The sequence below is a fragment of the Epibacterium sp. ABZ3_068 genome (assembly GCF_056159265.1).
In genome coordinates this window covers 371,078-385,284 of record NZ_JBSWUV010000001.1, presented here as the reverse complement: position 1 = coordinate 385,284, position 14,207 = coordinate 371,078, and the positions used below count along the sequence as shown (strand labels likewise).

Genomic DNA, 14,207 nt, shown 5'->3' with positions numbered 1-14,207 from the left:
CGTGGCAGGTCGCTGTGCTTGTTTTGGATTTAAAACAGCAGCTTCCCCAGGTGCAGGCTGTGAAAAACCGTAAGCCCGGTTGCGGCTTCGACGGCTAGAGCATAGGGCGGTAGGTTGCCGCATTCAAACAGGATAGCCGTCATGTCCGGGTTGTCCGCTTTCAGGGACAGGGCAGCCTCGACCACGTCCCGTTCGATTGCAGCCTGATCCAGCGTGGTGTTCTGCTGATCTTTGCGGGCCAGAAACGTTTGGGCAAAGGCCTGGCTGTGTTCCAGACCTGCAATCACAACCTCTGAGCGGGAAATGCCACAGGCCCGCAGAGCCGTCTCGCCCAAGGCCTGTCTGGAGGCGGTTATCACGCCGATCCGGCCCGGACAGCTGAGCTGGGCAATCGGAAACAGGGTCAGCGCCGATAGAAACACCGGGATGGATACGGCGGCAGCCACGTCTTTTTGCGCGGTGGCCAGGAAGCCGCAGGTGGAAACCAGGGCGCGCGCGCCTTCTGCCTCAAGCTGTTTTGCCGCTGCGATAAAGGCCTCCAGCAGCTCAGGATCCAGCGCCTTGTCCTGCACAATGGCGCTGGCATCTGCGCCCTGGACCACATGCACGCGGGCCTCAAACGGGTAGCTGTCCACATTCCCGGCGTCGCCGATGATCCGGGGAAAAGCAGTGTCCAGAGAAAGAATGCCAAGGAAGGGTGCAGGCATGGGGCGGGCCTTTGTTAGAACGTCGCGGCAAGGCGGCCGACGGGTTTAGGGCAAAAAACTGGGTTAGGGCAGGAAAAGGGCGCCACACTCTATTTGCGGCGCCCCGAAATGTCTGGCTATCGCTGGTTTATGTTGTCTGGAAGCCAGGTGGCAAGTTCGGGCCAGATCACAAGGATGACAACCATCAACAGCATCAGCCCAACCATCGGGATCGCAGTCTTTGCGATATAGGATATTTCGTGTCGGGTCATGCCTTGCAGCACGAAGAGGTTGAAACCGATGGGGGGCGTGACCTGTGCTGTCTCGATGACCACCACAAGGAAGATGCCGAACCAGATCACATCAATCCCGGCAGAGCGGATCATCGGTTCGACAATTGCCATTGTCAGGACAACCGAGGACAGCCCGTCCATGAACATGCCAAGGATCAGGTAAAACACTGTCAGCACCGCGATCAGCGCAATAGGGGACAGGTTATAGCTGTCGATCAGCCCGGCGAGGGACCGTGGCAGCCCGGTGAACCCCATGGCAAGAGACAGGAATTCCGCTCCCATCAGGATCAAGGCGATCATCGCAGAGGTCTTGGTCGCGCCCATCAGGCTGTCAGAGAAGGAGGCCCAGGACATGGACCCCTGCAGCAATGACAGGACCAGCGCGCCCACAACTCCGACGGCAGCGGCTTCGGTTGCGGTGGCAATGCCCAGATACATGGAGCCGATCACCACAATCACCAGACCAAAGACCGGCAGCAGGAAACGGCTTTCGGCCAGCATGGTGCCAAAGGACATTTTGGGTTCAGGCTCGGGACGCGGACCTTTGCCAAAGAAGTGCCAGCCCACGATATAAAGGGCAAAGAGGCTTGCCAGAACCAGACCCGGCAAAACCCCGGCCATGAACAGTTTGGTGATGCTTTCGTTGATGGTCACCCCATAGACGATCAGGGTCAGGGACGGCGGGATCATCAGGCCCAATGTGGCCGCACCGGCCAATGTGCCGATGATCATATATTCCGGGTATCCCCGTTCCCGCAGCGCCGGGATCGACATTTTCCCGACCATGTTGAGGGTCGCCGCCGAAGAGCCGGAGACCGCCGCAAAGATGGTGCAGCCTGCGATATTGGTGTGCAGCAGCCCCCCCGGCAGGAACCGCATCCAGGGCGCAAGACCGCGGAACATGTCCTCGGATAATCGGGTGCGATACAGGATCTCTCCCATCCAGATGAACAGCGGCAGCGCAGTCAGCGTCCAGGAGGAGGCACCGGACCAGATGGTGGTGACCATCGCATCGCCCGCCGGGCGCAGGGTAAAGAGCTCCATGCCCACCCAGGCCACGCCCATCAGCGCCAGGCCGATCCAGACTGAGCCGCCAAGCAGGGCAAACAGGGTAAAGATAAAGATCGCGGTTGCGTAGAGTTCGGTCATTCCAGAACCTCAGCAGAAATTTGTGGTTCGCGGTAGGTCAGTAAACGGGTGAGGTGGTCCCAGATCGCAATGGCCAGAAGGGACGCGCCAATCGACATCGGGAGCTGCGGCAGCCAAAGCGGCGTATAGACCCAGTCGGTTCCGGTCTCCGCCCATAGGGTGCCCCAGTTCCAGGGCCAGGTGCCAAACATCGAGACCGCCGACAACACCCATTCCGGCACCAGATCCTGACCCTGGGTCCGGTCGTTGATCACCTCTGACAAGATATTGGTCTTGATCGCATACCGCGCGAAATAGGTCGCCGTGCAGGCCGATATGAACATGGCTCCCGCATCCAGCCAGAACCTGTGTCCGTTTTTCCCGGACAGGAACAGAGAAACCCGGATATGCGCGCCTTGGGTCAGCGCATAGGCCAGCGCAAAAAACGAGGTCGCAGCCATGGAGTATCCCGCAAATTCAGTTGCGCCGGGAAAAGTGACCGAGGACCAGCGGGCAATCATCTGTGCCACAATCAGCGACAGAATGGTCACCATGAACATGGACGCGATCACGCCGCTGATCAGGTAAACCCGGTCGAGAAGGCGCCAGAGCGGGGTCATAATGGGTTTCATCCTTGCGCTTTGAGTCAGGCACAGGATGGCGATCAAGCTGGGGAATACGAACAGCCAGACCCACAGCGGCAGGCCAAGCCAAGGTTGCCAGTCGCGCATAGCAAACTCCTGTCATACAAATAGACCCCGCACGGTGGCATGCGGGGCCAGATTTGTCTTTTGTTTTTTATGGATTGTAGGCGTCCAAAATGGCTTTGCCGTCTTCGCCGACGGTTTCCAGCCAGGATTGGGTCATCTCTTTGCCAATGCCGATCAGCTCTTCTTTGAAGGTGCCGGAAGCGTCGGTAACGCTCATGCCATTGGATGCGAGCTGTTCAAAATACCAGTTTGCCAGTTCTTTGGATTTCGCAGTGCAGTCAGCGCCGGTTTCGTCCGCGGCCTTTTGCAGACCTGCCTTGGTGTCATCGCTCAGACCGTCCCAGACCCCTTTGTTGACCATCACATAGTTGCGCGGCAGCCATGCGTTGACCTTGTAATAGTGGGTCAAATGTTCCCAGACCTTGCGGTCATAACCGGTAGAGCCCGACGAGATGAAGGATTCTGCGACGCCGGTTGCCAGCGCCTGGCTCAGCTCCGCCGCTTCGATCTGAACCGGGATCATCCCGAGTTTCTCTGCAAAAGTTGCCGTCGCCGTGTTGTACGAACGGAATTTGATCCCTTGGGTGTCCTCGGACGAGTTCACTTCCTTTTTGAAGTAAAACCCCTGACCGGGCCATGGGCAGGTGTAAAGGGTCACCAGGTTCTGTTCGGCCAGTTCCTCATCGACAACCGGTTTGGCGGCCTGCCACAGGGCTTCGTTTTCTTCATAGGTGGTTGCCACAAAGGGAACATTATCCCAGCCCAGAACCGGGGTTTCGTTGGCATGTGCGGACATGAAGCGCTCTCCGATCGGGACCTGACCGGTCTGGATCGCACGTTTGATTTCGCCGCCGCCATACAGCGAGCCGCCAACATGCACCGTAATGTCGATTTCGCCATTGGTGTATTCGCGCACACGGTCGGCAAAGATCGCCCCCATTTCGGAATGGAAGTTGGAGGCCGCATAGGCCATCGGCATATCCCATTTTTCAGCCGAAGCCGACGTGACTGCCGTTGTGCCCATCAGGGCTGCAATTCCAAGAGCATACAGAGTTTTCATTTTTCTTCTCCTGTTGGTTGAATCGTGACTTATGTCTTGTTGTTATTATGAGTTTTTCGCTGCAAAGCGCATCGGGTCATATGGGCTCATGTCTACGTTTTGCTGAAGGCCGGCAATCATGTTGGAAACGAGCCGTCCGGTTTGTGGACCGCTGGTCAGGCCAATGTGATGGTGACCGAAGGCTGTGTAAACACCGCTGTTTCCCAGTTCTCCGATCAATGGCAGGCTATCTGACGGCGCCGGGCGGAACCCCATCCATTCTTCTTCTTCGGTTGCCTCCAATTCAGGGAGGAGTTTTTTTACGCTGCTTCGCAGCAGATCCAACGGTGCTTTTGAGCGTTTTTCGGTCATGCCGCCAAACTCCACAACACCGGCACAGCGAACGCCAGCTGCCATTGGGGTGACGACAAATTTGCCTTCGGCCACCATCATCGGGGAACGTGGCGTCCGGGTCGGGTTCTTATAGACGATATGATAGCCGCGCTCGGCTTCCATCGGGACGTTGATGCCAAACTTCCCAGCGTGAGTCTTGGACCAGACCCCGGCTGTAACCAGTGCCTTGTCGCAGGTAAACCGCCCTTGCGTTGTGAGAATGGCACTGACTTTGTCATCGGTCATCTCATAGTCCTTGACCTCGGCCTGGACAAAGCGCCCGCCCAGATCCTCCAAAACCTGCACAAGCGCCTGAACATATTTGGCGGGATCGCTGATATATCCATGTTCCTTGTTCACGGCGAGAAGTCTGGTCCGTGGACCCAGGATAGGTTCATGCTCCTGCACTGCGTCGCCTTCGATCAGTTCAGGGTCAAACCCTGCTTCTTTGCGCAGGGCCCAGGTGAAGGCATCCTTTTCAAACGCGGCGCGGTCGGGGTAGGCAAAATTGTATTCGCTGGTTTCCAGAAATTGTTCTGCCCGGGTACCTTTGGCCAGCAGGCTGTGCTGGTCAACGCTGTCGTTCACCAGAAGGTTCAACCCCTTGGCGATGCGCTTGGTGTCTTTTGCGTTTGCATGGGACAGGTATTTGATCAGCCAGGGTGCCAGACGCGGCAAGTAACTCCAGCGCAGGAACAGCGGGAAGTTTTTGTCCAACAAGTAGAAAGGCGCATTCTTAATCAGGCCGGGCGCGGTTACAGGCGCAATGGAGCAGCGCGCCAAAATGCCGCCGTTGCCGTATGAGGCCCCCATGCCGGGTTGCCCCTTGTCGATCAGTGTCACGTCGAAACCCGCGCGCCGCAGCCATATCGCGCTTGAAACGCCAACGATGCCTGCACCGATGACGATGATGTGTGCCGTCTTCATATTCGCTCCGTAAATCGTCAAGAAATCATGGCGGCAGTAGCTTATAACTTCAAATAAGGCGTATTGCTGTTGGTATCATAAAAACTTATAATACCTCCATGAAACTGAGTTTTCGCCAACTTGAAGCCTTTCACGCGATTTATGAGAGCGGTACAGCCACCGACGCTGCCAAAAAGCTGGGCATCTCCCAGCCGGGGATTTCAAATCTTCTGGCGCAACTGGAGGCGGGGCAGGGGCTGCGCCTGTTCGAGCGCAAACAGGGCCGACTGATTCCCACGGCCGAGGCCGAGATTCTGTTCGATGAAGTTGATACGCTGATGCGAGGGCTGGCCCGTACCAGCCAGACAGTTCAGTACCTTCAGGACAATCAGCTGGGCCAGTTGCAGGTTGCCTCGCAGCACTCGATCTCATTTCGGTTCATGCCGCAGCTGGTGTCACGCTTTATCAAGAACCGCCCCAATCTCTCGGTGTCTTTCCAGTCGCAATATTCCCCAAAGGTGCAGGAATGGGTTGCCGCCGGTCTGTTTGAAATCGGCGTTTCCGAGGCCCCGCTTTATCATGACAACCTGAATGTTATCCCGATCAAGATCGGAACGGCGTTGGCGGTGCCCGCCGACAGCCCTTATGCCGCGTATGATGTGTTGACGCCTGAGCTTCTGGCCAAGGCACCCTTTATTGTGATGTCGTCGGATCATCCGACCCACCGCAGCCTGCAAAACGCCTTTGACGAGGCAGGGGTCACTCTGCGCCCGCGGGTCTATTCGCATTTGTTCAAGAACCTGTTGAGCTTTGTCGAAGAAGGGGTGGGCGTGGCTCTGGTGGATGCCTTTGCGCTTGAAGGCCACAGCAGCGACCGGATTGTCGCCAAGCATTTTGAACCCCGTATTGCGATGGACCTTATGGTGGTGACGTCAAAGAACCGGCCGCTGTCGAACCTGGGGCAAGAGTTCCTGGATGTGCTGCTCAAAGAATTGAAGTTCTATGAACCCCAGTCAATGGCATGACCGACTGTGCAAGCATGTCGGTGATTTTCTACAGCCCTCGTCCTCCGGGGGAGGAAGGCTTGTCCTTGGCGCCGCGAGGTTGCGTCCTGTCCTGTTGATGCAGCCGGCCCAGAGGTTTCCTATGTTGACCTAGGGGAAACCCCTTGTGACTTTGGATTGAAACGCGTTAGAGGGTGCGCGAAAGCTACACAGGGGCCTGCTGCAACAGGTTCCGCCACCACAAAAGGCGCGATGACAGGCGGCCAGCTCGGCGTTGCCTTCTGTATGAGGCGCGATCAGGAGCAGACATGTCGATCACCTATCTCGTTACCCATTCCGGAGGGTTTCATGCCGATGAGGTTTTGTCCTCCGTTATCCTGACGCGGCTGTTCCCTTCGGCCGAACTTGTGCGCAGCCGGGATGCGGACTGGATCACACCGGCCGAGGATCGCATTATCTATGATGTCGGCCGTGAGTTTGATGCGGCGCGCCAGATCTTTGACCACCACCAGAAGCCTGTACCTTTGCGCGAAACGGACGGCGAAGAAGAGCAGCCCTACAGCTCATTTGGTCTGATCTGGGCCCATTATGGCCGCGATTACCTGCGCGCGCTTGCGGTGCCCGAGGATCATCTGGAAGATATTTTTGCCTCCTTTGATCGCGGCTTTGTGCTGCCGATCGACCTGATGGACAACGGCGTGATGAACCCCGGTCAGGCGGGGCCGATGCTGGCGGGCTTGACGCTGCCTGCGCTGATCGAAAGCCTGAAGCCGGTGTTTGATGACACAACCGAAGGGGCGGAAGATCAGGCGTTCCAGGATGCGCTGGCCATGGCGCGTGGTCTGGTTGAGGCCTCGATCCGCCGCAAGGCTGCCAAGCGCCGGGCCGAGGCGATGGTGACAGATGCCATCACGGCTGCCGGTGAGGGGCGCGTGTTGGAGCTGCCGATGGGGATGCCGTTCCGCTCCGCTGTTGAAGCAACGGGCGCGGACCACCTCTGGTTCGTCGTTCATCCACGGGGTGAGGACTGGACCTTGACCACCATCCGTGTTGGCAATGATACCTTCGAAAACCGCGCCGACCTGCCCGAAGCCTGGGCCGGTCTGACCGATGCAGTCCTGGAAGAGGCATCGGGAGTTAAGGGGGCGAAATTCTGCCACAATGGTCGGTTTATTGCGGTGGCCAACAGCCGTGACGCTGCTTTGAAAATGGCAGAGTTGGCGGTGGCGGAAGCAGAGAAAACAGCCCCCTGATCTTACCACAGATCATTCGGTTGTGACTTTGACCCGCGTCAAAGCGCAGGTTTGGGTTTGGTCTTATGTTCTTCCTCGCAAGTTACATTGCACAGGAGGATCAAATGGTTGAAACAACACATACAGCGGGTCTCTGGCCGTCGCTTTATGAACCCTTCAGGCATTTTGGCACCCGGCTTGCGGAATGGGTCACCCCCGCTTCGGATGCCTCCACTGACCAAGACGCCTATCGCATCACGCTGGAACTGCCCGGTGTGGCGGAAGGGGATATCGAGCTGACCGCCCACGATGGCGTGCTGCGCGTGACCGGAGAGAAGAAGGTTGAGCGCGAGGAAAAAGGCGAGACTTGGTATTTTCAAGAGCGCCAGTTTGGCAGCTTTCAGCGCTCGTTCAGACTGCCACCTGATGCTGACCTGCAGGGGATTTCCGCAGCCCTCAAGGATGGCGTCCTGACGGTGACTGTGCCCCGAGCTGTCCAAACCGCGCCCGAAGCCACAAGGATTCCGGTCACCAAGGCCTGAGGAGGGATTGGAGACCACTGCAGATGCGGCGCAAAGCTGAGGGGGCGGCGTCCGCATCCCACTGAAGCCGCCGACCAAGGGGTCGGCGGCCTTTTTGCGCTTTAACTTCCCGTTGCAGCCGACAGCTCCCAGAGTTGATTGTTCAGATGGGTCAGGGTCTTTTGCAACTGGTCGCGGCCAACACGACCGCCCAGACACACGCGCGCCATTTGTGACTGATCGCTGCCAACTGCAAAATTGTCGCCGGGCACGATGCCGATTTCAAAGTTAGACATCTGCGACATCAGCGCGGCGCAGGTCACGCCGGGGGGCAGTTGCAGCCAGACGTTAAAGGCATTGTTTCGGGCGGTGTATTGCGCCTCGGTCAGGATCCCTGCAGCGATCTCTTGGCGGGCGGCGGTTTCAGAGCGGATGAAGCGGCGGATCTGGTCGGCCGTGCCATCCAGAACCCAGCGGGTGGTGAGCGCCATCGACAGGGGCGAGGCCATCACCGCCACCGCACGCAGGGCGTTTTCCAGCGCAAAGGCGGCGCGCGCATTGGGGGCCACCGTATAGGCCAGCCGCAGGCCGGCTCCGATACATTTGGCCAGCCCGCCAATGTGCCAGGTCTGTTCCGGCGCGCTGGTGGCCAAAGGCGGCGGCGCATCAGGCGGGATAAATCCATAGGCGTCATCTTCGATCAGCGGCAGGTTTTCATGCTGGATCAGCCTTGCGATCTCCAATCGGCGCGATTGCGGCATCGTATGGGTGGTCGGGTTGTGCAACGTCGGGTTCAGATACAGCGCGCGTGGCTGGTGTTTCTGGATCAAATCTGCCAACGCGTCGGGGTCTATACCGTCCTTGTCCCAGGGGACCCCCACCAGTTTTAGCCCCAACTGTTTGGCGATCCGGCGAAACCCGGTATAGGTCACATCTTCGCACAGGATGGTGTCACCGCGTTCTGCCAGAACCGACAGCAGCGCCAACATGGTGGCATGCGCGCCGGGTGTGACCATGATCCGGTTCAGGTTTGGCACCATGCCCCGCATCGACAACCATATGGAGGCAGCTTCGCGGTCCTGTTCGCTGCCCGCCGGGGACTGATAGCGCAAGAGATGGATCAGATCGTCTGACACGGCAGAAAGCCCGGCTCGCATCCGGTCGAGCAGTTCCGGGTCTGTGGGCTCGGGCGGGGCGTTCATGGTCAGGTCAAAGGCATTGGCGCGCCGGTCATCGCTAATGTTGGTCACCGCTTGTTGGGCCAGCACAAAAGTGCCGCGCCCCACGTGGGTTTCCACCAGTTTGCGTTTCAACGCTTCGGAATACCCGCGCGACACTGTGGTAAAGTCCACACCCAAAAGATCCGCCAATTTGCGTTGCGGTGGCAGCCGGTCACCGGGCAGCAGCACCCGGTCTTTGATGTCCTGGGCGATACAATCGGCAATGGCCAGATACCGCGGGCTGGAGGAATGCTCGATTCGACTGCGCCAGTTTTGCATGATTTCGCGATCTTCTGAGAACATTGATTGGAATTGTATGGATCATTTCCAGACAATATTGCGCAAGCTATTTTGGCCATCTTTCACGTTTTGGCACTATTATTGGCGTTGATTTCAACGTTCAGGCGCTGAGTATGCGCATTTGATGAGCAAAGCATACAATCAATACAATTATATTGATTGTATTATTGTATGGATGAATGGGCTTGGGGTGCAGCAAGGCTCAGCAAAGAGGGGACATCAACGCGACGAACACAGGAGAGGACGCAGATGCCCGAAGTCACAACCCCCGCCCACAAGGACGGCGACTATTTTGTAAACTACGAAGAAAAGGTCTTTGAGGACGTTCAGGCGGATGAAGGCGAGAAGGCGCTGGTGACATTTCACACCGTCGCTTTTGAAGGGTCCATTGGCCTCGTGAATATCCTGCAAGCGATCCGTTTGCAGCGCAAAGGGTTTGAAACCTCGGTTCTTCTCTATGGCCCCGGCGTGTCGCTGGGCGTGCAGCGCGGTTTTCCGACCTTGGGTGACGAAGCCTTCCCGGGCGCGCAGAACTACTCTGCCAACCTGATGAAGTTCATGAAAGAAGGCGGCAAAGTCTATGCCTGCCGGTTCGCGCTGCAGATGCTGATGGGCCATGGCGAACCATCGCTGCTGCCGGGTATTACCCCCATTGCGCCGCAAGACGTGTTGGACATTGTGCTGCTGCACCGCAAGGACAATGCCTTCATCCTGGACACCTGGACCGTTTGATCCGGACGCGCGCAGGCGCTGGGCGGCAATGGCGTCGCCCAATCACAGCTGCGCAGACTGAGCTGGGGCAACAGCGCTGTTGCCCCGTCTTTCCCTGATCACCCCCGAGCCAGCAGGATCACCCCCATGTCCACCCCCTCTATGTCCAACCCCACCGTGCGCGCCGCTGCCGTGCAGATCGCGCCTGACCTGACCTCTCGATCTGGCACGTTGACCCGTGTGTTGAACGCCATCGCCGAGGCCGCAGGCAAAGGCGCCGATCTGATTGTCTTCCCAGAGACCTTTGTGCCCTGGTACCCGTATTTCTCATTTGTGCTGCCGCCGATGCAGCAGGGGGCCGAGCATCTGCGCCTGTATGAAGAGGCGATGGTGGTGCCGTCTCCTGAGAGCGAGGCCGTGGCCAAAGCGGCCAAGACCCATGGCGTGGTGATTGTTCTGGGCATCAATGAACGCGATCACGGCTCTCTTTATAACACGCAGTTGGTTTACGACGCGGACGGGACGCTGGCTCTGAAACGGCGCAAGATCACGCCGACCTATCATGAGCGCATGATCTGGGGTCAGGGCGATGGCGCGGGGCTCAAGGTGGTCGACACCAAAGTGGGCCGTCTGGGGGCCTTGGCCTGTTGGGAGCATTACAACCCGCTGGCGCGCTATGCGCTGATGACCCAGCATGAGGAAATCCATGCGGCGCAATTCCCCGGCAGTCTGGTGGGGCCGATCTTTGGCGAACAGATCGAGGTCACGATGCGTCATCACGCGCTAGAGTCGGCCTGTTTTGTGGTCAATGCCACCGGTTGGCTGACCGAGGAGCAGATCGCCGGCATCCATGATGATCCCAAACTGCAAAAGGGTCTGCGCGATGGCTGTATGACCTGCATTATTTCCCCCGAGGGCCGCCATGTGGTGCCGCCCCTGACCGAAGGCGAAGGCATCCTGATCGCGGATCTCGACATGCGGCTGGTGACCAAACGCAAACGGATGATGGACAGTGTAGGCCATTATTCCCGCCCGGAACTGCTGCATCTGGTGCATGATGCCCGCCCCGCGCAGGCGGTGCGCCGGATCGAAGAGCCCACCCCTCAACCCGTTGTTACCCCTGAATTGGAGGTCGAAGATGTCTGATGCTGATCTGATCAATGAACTGCAGACCCGTGGCATGCGGCTGGTGGACCCAAGCCAGGGCCATGAAAGCCGTCGCGGCGGCGCAGGACCGACCGACCACAAGGCGGTGACCATTGGCGATCATACCGTGATGGTGCCGGTCCACACCGCGCCGGCCTTTGACAGCCCCTATGTGGTGACGCCCCAAGGGGCCGATGGTACCGCCGAGGTCACCAAAGCGGGTGCGCCGATGGGCAAGATCTCCTTTCCAGCGCGGCCCAAATTCTATGATCTGAAAACGGCCGAGGGCGTGCCTTACAATCACATCGCGGTGCTGCATGCGCGCGATGTGCTGGCCACCACCGTGCTGCAGACCTGCATCCGTTATGAGAGCCGCAAGAAAACCTGCCAGTTCTGTTCCATCGGACAATCCTTGGCGGCGGGCCGGACGATTGCCCATAAAACCCCGGAACAACTGGCCGAGGTTGCCAAGGCAGCGGTGGAGCTGGACGGGATCAAACATATGGTGCTGACCACCGGCACCCCGGCGGGCAAGGATCGCGGCGCGGCTGTTCTGGCCGACAGTTCCCGCGCGATCAAAGCCGCGGTGGATATTCCAATCCAAGCGCAGTGCGAGCCGCCCGAGGATGACGCCTGGCATCAAAAGATGTTCGATGCAGGCGTTGATGCGCTGGGTATGCATCTGGAGACGGTGACGCCCGAGGTGCGCGAACGGATCATGCCAGGCAAGGCGCAGGTGAGCCTTGAGAAATACTTTTCCAGCTTTGAAGCGGCGGTAAAGGTCTTTGGCCGGGGGCAGGTCTCGACCTATATTCTGGCCGGTCTGGGGGACACCGCCGAGGCCATTCTGGAGACCTCTGAAAAGCTGTGCGAGATCGGCGTCTACCCCTTTGTGGTGCCCTTTGTGCCGGTGTCTGGCACGCCGCTTGAAAGCCACCCATCGCCGACGTCTGAATTCATGGCCTCGGTGCTGCGGCCCCTGTCGCAGATGGTGTTAAAGGCGGGCATGCGCGCCGATCAGATCAAGGCGGGCTGTGGCAAATGCGGCGCGTGTTCGGCGCTGTCAACCTATGAGAAGCTGGGTCTCAGGACGCTGGAGGCTGCATCATGAGCTTTCAGAACCAATCGGCCTTTGTGTCTCCTGATTTTATCATCCGCGCGGCGACCCTTGCATGGGAGCAGGCGGGGGCCGAAGCGCTGCGCCATCAGGTCTTTGTCCGGGAACAGGGGATTTTCAAAACCCATGACCGTGACCAGATTGATGAGATCGCGATGCCGTTGGTTGCCATCTCCACCTATGCGTCCGAGGCCGATCAGGTGGTTGGCACCGTGCGCGTTCACGAAGACGCGCCGGGTCTGTGGCGCGGCTCTCGTCTGGCGGTGGCGCCCAGTCATCGCCGCATTGGCAGCCTGGGGGGCGAGCTGATCCGGCTGGCGGTGTCCACAGCCAATGGGCGCGGCTGTGACCGGTTTCTGGCCCATGTGCAGGTGCAAAATGTGCCCCTGTTCAAACGGCTCCACTGGACCCCAATCCAAGAGGTCGATCTGCATGGCGTTCCCCATATGGAGATGTCGGCGGATCTGGAGTTTTATCCGCCCATCGCGGATCCGGCTTGCGGCTGGAAAACCCTGGGGCGTCGTCGGCGGAGACGGGCATGATCCGGCAAGAGGTACAGCTGACCCAGATGCTGCGCGATCTACGCGATCACCCCTCGATCCGGGGCAAGCTGGATATTGCTGATGCAGCGGCAGGTCTGGGCCTGACGGGCGATTGCCCCGGCCAACCCGGCGATGACGCGGCGGTGCTGCCCAATGGTGCGGGCTTTGATCTGTTTGCGGGCGAAGGCTTTATCAACGCGTTTGTTGAGGCGGACCCCTGGTTTGCGGGCTGGTGTGGGGTGATGGTCAATATCTCCGACATTCTGGCCATGGGTGGGCGCCCGCGTGCGGTGACCAACGCCTTGTGGGCGCCAAGCGCCGAAGCCGCGCAGCCGGTTCTGGCGGGGATGAAGGCCGCCGCAAGCGCCTATGGTGTGCCGATTGTGGGCGGTCACAGCAACCTGCGCACCGATCAGCTGCAACTGGCAGTGTCGATCATTGGCCATGCAAAGGCGCTGGTCTCCAGCTTTGCGGCACGCCCTGGTGATGTGGTGATTGTGGCCGTGGATCACACGGGCAGCTACCGAGAACCCTTTGACAATTGGAACGCGGCGCTGACCTCTACGCCCGAGAAACTGCGCAAGAACTTGAACCTGATGCCGGAATTGGCCGAGGCCGGGTTGGTGCGCGCAGGGAAAGACATCAGCCAGGGGGGCATAATTGGCACCGCCTTGATGCTGGCCGAAACGTCCGGCGTGGCCATTGATCTGCAGTGCGAAGCAATCCCGTTGCCCGATGGTGTGGGGCTGGAACGCTGGCTCAGATCCTTCCCAAGCTTTGGCTTCCTGTTGTCAGTGGATCCCGCCCGGGCCGAGGAGGTCTGCGCCAAGTTCCAAGCCAGCGGCATCACAGCCGCCGTTTGCGGTGATGTCAGCTCGGGCAGCAGTGTGAGTCTGAGCCAACGGGGCAAACGCGCCCTGTTCTGGGACCACGCCAAAACACCTTTTATCGATCTGAAAATGCAAGAGGCCCAACATGCCTGAGATGCGCTTTACCATCCGCTGGCCTGATGGTCAGGAGGAAAGCTGTTATTCCCCGTCCAGCGTGGTGACCCAGTTTCTGGAACCGGCGACGACCTATGTCTTGGGGGATTTTGTGATCCGCAGCCGTCTGGCGCTGGACAAGGCCAGCGGGCGGGTGGCGGCCAAATATGGCTATCGCTGCAGCCGGGCCGAGGCGCAGCTGGACCGGATCGAAGCCAAAGCACAAGAGTTTGAAGACACAGCCTCGGTGCAGTGTCTGCGTATTGGATAAGGATG

At 59.0% G+C, this 14,207-nt stretch carries 15 protein-coding genes; 9 read left to right on the top strand and 6 right to left on the bottom strand.

The genetic code is table 11. The features are described from left to right. Nucleotides 1-29 precede the first annotated feature (29 nt). The 5 genes from ACXAEW_RS01865 to ACXAEW_RS01845 form a co-directional block, all read right to left on the bottom strand. Nucleotides 30-707, bottom strand: a complete 678-nt coding sequence (locus tag ACXAEW_RS01865; RefSeq protein ID WP_474939686.1) for an aspartate/glutamate racemase family protein — start codon at nt 705-707, stop codon at nt 30-32. 116 nt (nt 708-823) lie between these two features. Continuing rightward, nucleotides 824-2,128: a TRAP transporter large permease gene (locus ACXAEW_RS01860; protein WP_474939685.1), complete on the bottom strand. Its 1,305-nt coding sequence runs from the start codon at nt 2,126-2,128 to the stop codon at nt 824-826. After that, entirely contained in the window at nt 2,125-2,838 is a 714-nt protein-coding gene (locus tag ACXAEW_RS01855) for a TRAP transporter small permease (RefSeq protein ID WP_474939684.1), read from the bottom strand. The genes ACXAEW_RS01860 and ACXAEW_RS01855 overlap by 4 nt, the downstream gene beginning before the upstream one ends. 67 nt (nt 2,839-2,905) lie before the next feature. Then, nucleotides 2,906-3,877 carry a TRAP transporter substrate-binding protein gene (locus ACXAEW_RS01850; RefSeq protein WP_474939683.1) on the bottom strand — a complete coding sequence of 324 codons (972 nt, stop codon included), beginning with the start codon at nt 3,875-3,877 and terminating at the stop codon, nt 2,906-2,908. A 45-nt stretch (nt 3,878-3,922) separates the two neighbouring features. Beyond that, nucleotides 3,923-5,176, bottom strand: a complete 1,254-nt coding sequence (locus tag ACXAEW_RS01845; RefSeq protein ID WP_474939682.1) for an NAD(P)/FAD-dependent oxidoreductase — start codon at nt 5,174-5,176, stop codon at nt 3,923-3,925. A 98-nt stretch (nt 5,177-5,274) separates the two neighbouring features. Here ACXAEW_RS01845 and ACXAEW_RS01840 point away from each other — a divergent pair, with 98 nt between their 5' ends. The 3 genes from ACXAEW_RS01840 to ACXAEW_RS01830 all read left to right on the top strand — a co-directional run bounded on the left by ACXAEW_RS01840 (nt 5,275) and on the right by ACXAEW_RS01830 (nt 7,933). Further along, nucleotides 5,275-6,180 carry a LysR family transcriptional regulator gene (locus ACXAEW_RS01840; RefSeq protein ID WP_474939681.1) on the top strand — a complete coding sequence of 302 codons (906 nt, stop codon included), beginning with the start codon at nt 5,275-5,277 and terminating at the stop codon, nt 6,178-6,180. A 287-nt stretch (nt 6,181-6,467) separates the two neighbouring features. Beyond that, nucleotides 6,468-7,412, top strand: coding sequence for an MYG1 family protein (locus ACXAEW_RS01835; RefSeq protein ID WP_474939680.1), 945 nt, complete (start codon nt 6,468-6,470; stop codon nt 7,410-7,412). 104 nt (nt 7,413-7,516) lie between these two features. Beyond that, nucleotides 7,517-7,933, top strand: a complete 417-nt coding sequence (locus tag ACXAEW_RS01830; protein WP_474939679.1) for an Hsp20/alpha crystallin family protein — start codon at nt 7,517-7,519, stop codon at nt 7,931-7,933. A 101-nt stretch (nt 7,934-8,034) separates the two neighbouring features. On the opposite strand, the gene ACXAEW_RS01825 is transcribed toward ACXAEW_RS01830, so the two are convergent. Next, nucleotides 8,035-9,411 carry an aminotransferase-like domain-containing protein gene (locus tag ACXAEW_RS01825; RefSeq protein ID WP_474939678.1) on the bottom strand — a complete coding sequence of 459 codons (1,377 nt, stop codon included), beginning with the start codon at nt 9,409-9,411 and terminating at the stop codon, nt 8,035-8,037. Between the two features lie 270 nt (nt 9,412-9,681). Here ACXAEW_RS01825 and ACXAEW_RS01820 point away from each other — a divergent pair, with 270 nt between their 5' ends. The 6 genes from ACXAEW_RS01820 (at nt 9,682) to ACXAEW_RS01795 (ending at nt 14,202) form a co-directional block, all read left to right on the top strand. Continuing rightward, a complete protein-coding gene (locus tag ACXAEW_RS01820; RefSeq protein ID WP_215266231.1) occupies nt 9,682-10,164 on the top strand; it encodes an MSMEG_0572/Sll0783 family nitrogen starvation response protein in 483 nt (160 codons plus the stop codon). A 126-nt stretch (nt 10,165-10,290) separates the two neighbouring features. Further along, entirely contained in the window at nt 10,291-11,289 is a 999-nt protein-coding gene (locus tag ACXAEW_RS01815; RefSeq protein WP_474939677.1) for a Nit6803 family nitrilase, read from the top strand. Then, nucleotides 11,282-12,400: an MSMEG_0568 family radical SAM protein gene (locus ACXAEW_RS01810; RefSeq protein ID WP_474939676.1), complete on the top strand. Its 1,119-nt coding sequence runs from the start codon at nt 11,282-11,284 to the stop codon at nt 12,398-12,400. Before ACXAEW_RS01815 ends, ACXAEW_RS01810 begins: the two co-directional genes overlap by 8 nt. Beyond that, nucleotides 12,397-12,948: an MSMEG_0567/Sll0786 family nitrogen starvation N-acetyltransferase gene (locus ACXAEW_RS01805; RefSeq protein ID WP_474939675.1), complete on the top strand. Its 552-nt coding sequence runs from the start codon at nt 12,397-12,399 to the stop codon at nt 12,946-12,948. The genes ACXAEW_RS01810 and ACXAEW_RS01805 overlap by 4 nt, the downstream gene beginning before the upstream one ends. Further along, nucleotides 12,945-13,931, top strand: a complete 987-nt coding sequence (locus ACXAEW_RS01800; RefSeq protein WP_474939674.1) for a sll0787 family AIR synthase-like protein — start codon at nt 12,945-12,947, stop codon at nt 13,929-13,931. The genes ACXAEW_RS01805 and ACXAEW_RS01800 overlap by 4 nt, the downstream gene beginning before the upstream one ends. After that, on the top strand, nt 13,924-14,202 hold the full coding sequence (locus ACXAEW_RS01795; protein WP_474939673.1) for an MSMEG_0570 family nitrogen starvation response protein: 279 nt from the start codon (nt 13,924-13,926) through the stop codon (nt 14,200-14,202). The genes ACXAEW_RS01800 and ACXAEW_RS01795 overlap by 8 nt, the downstream gene beginning before the upstream one ends. The last annotated feature ends 5 nt before the right edge of the window (nt 14,203-14,207 follow it).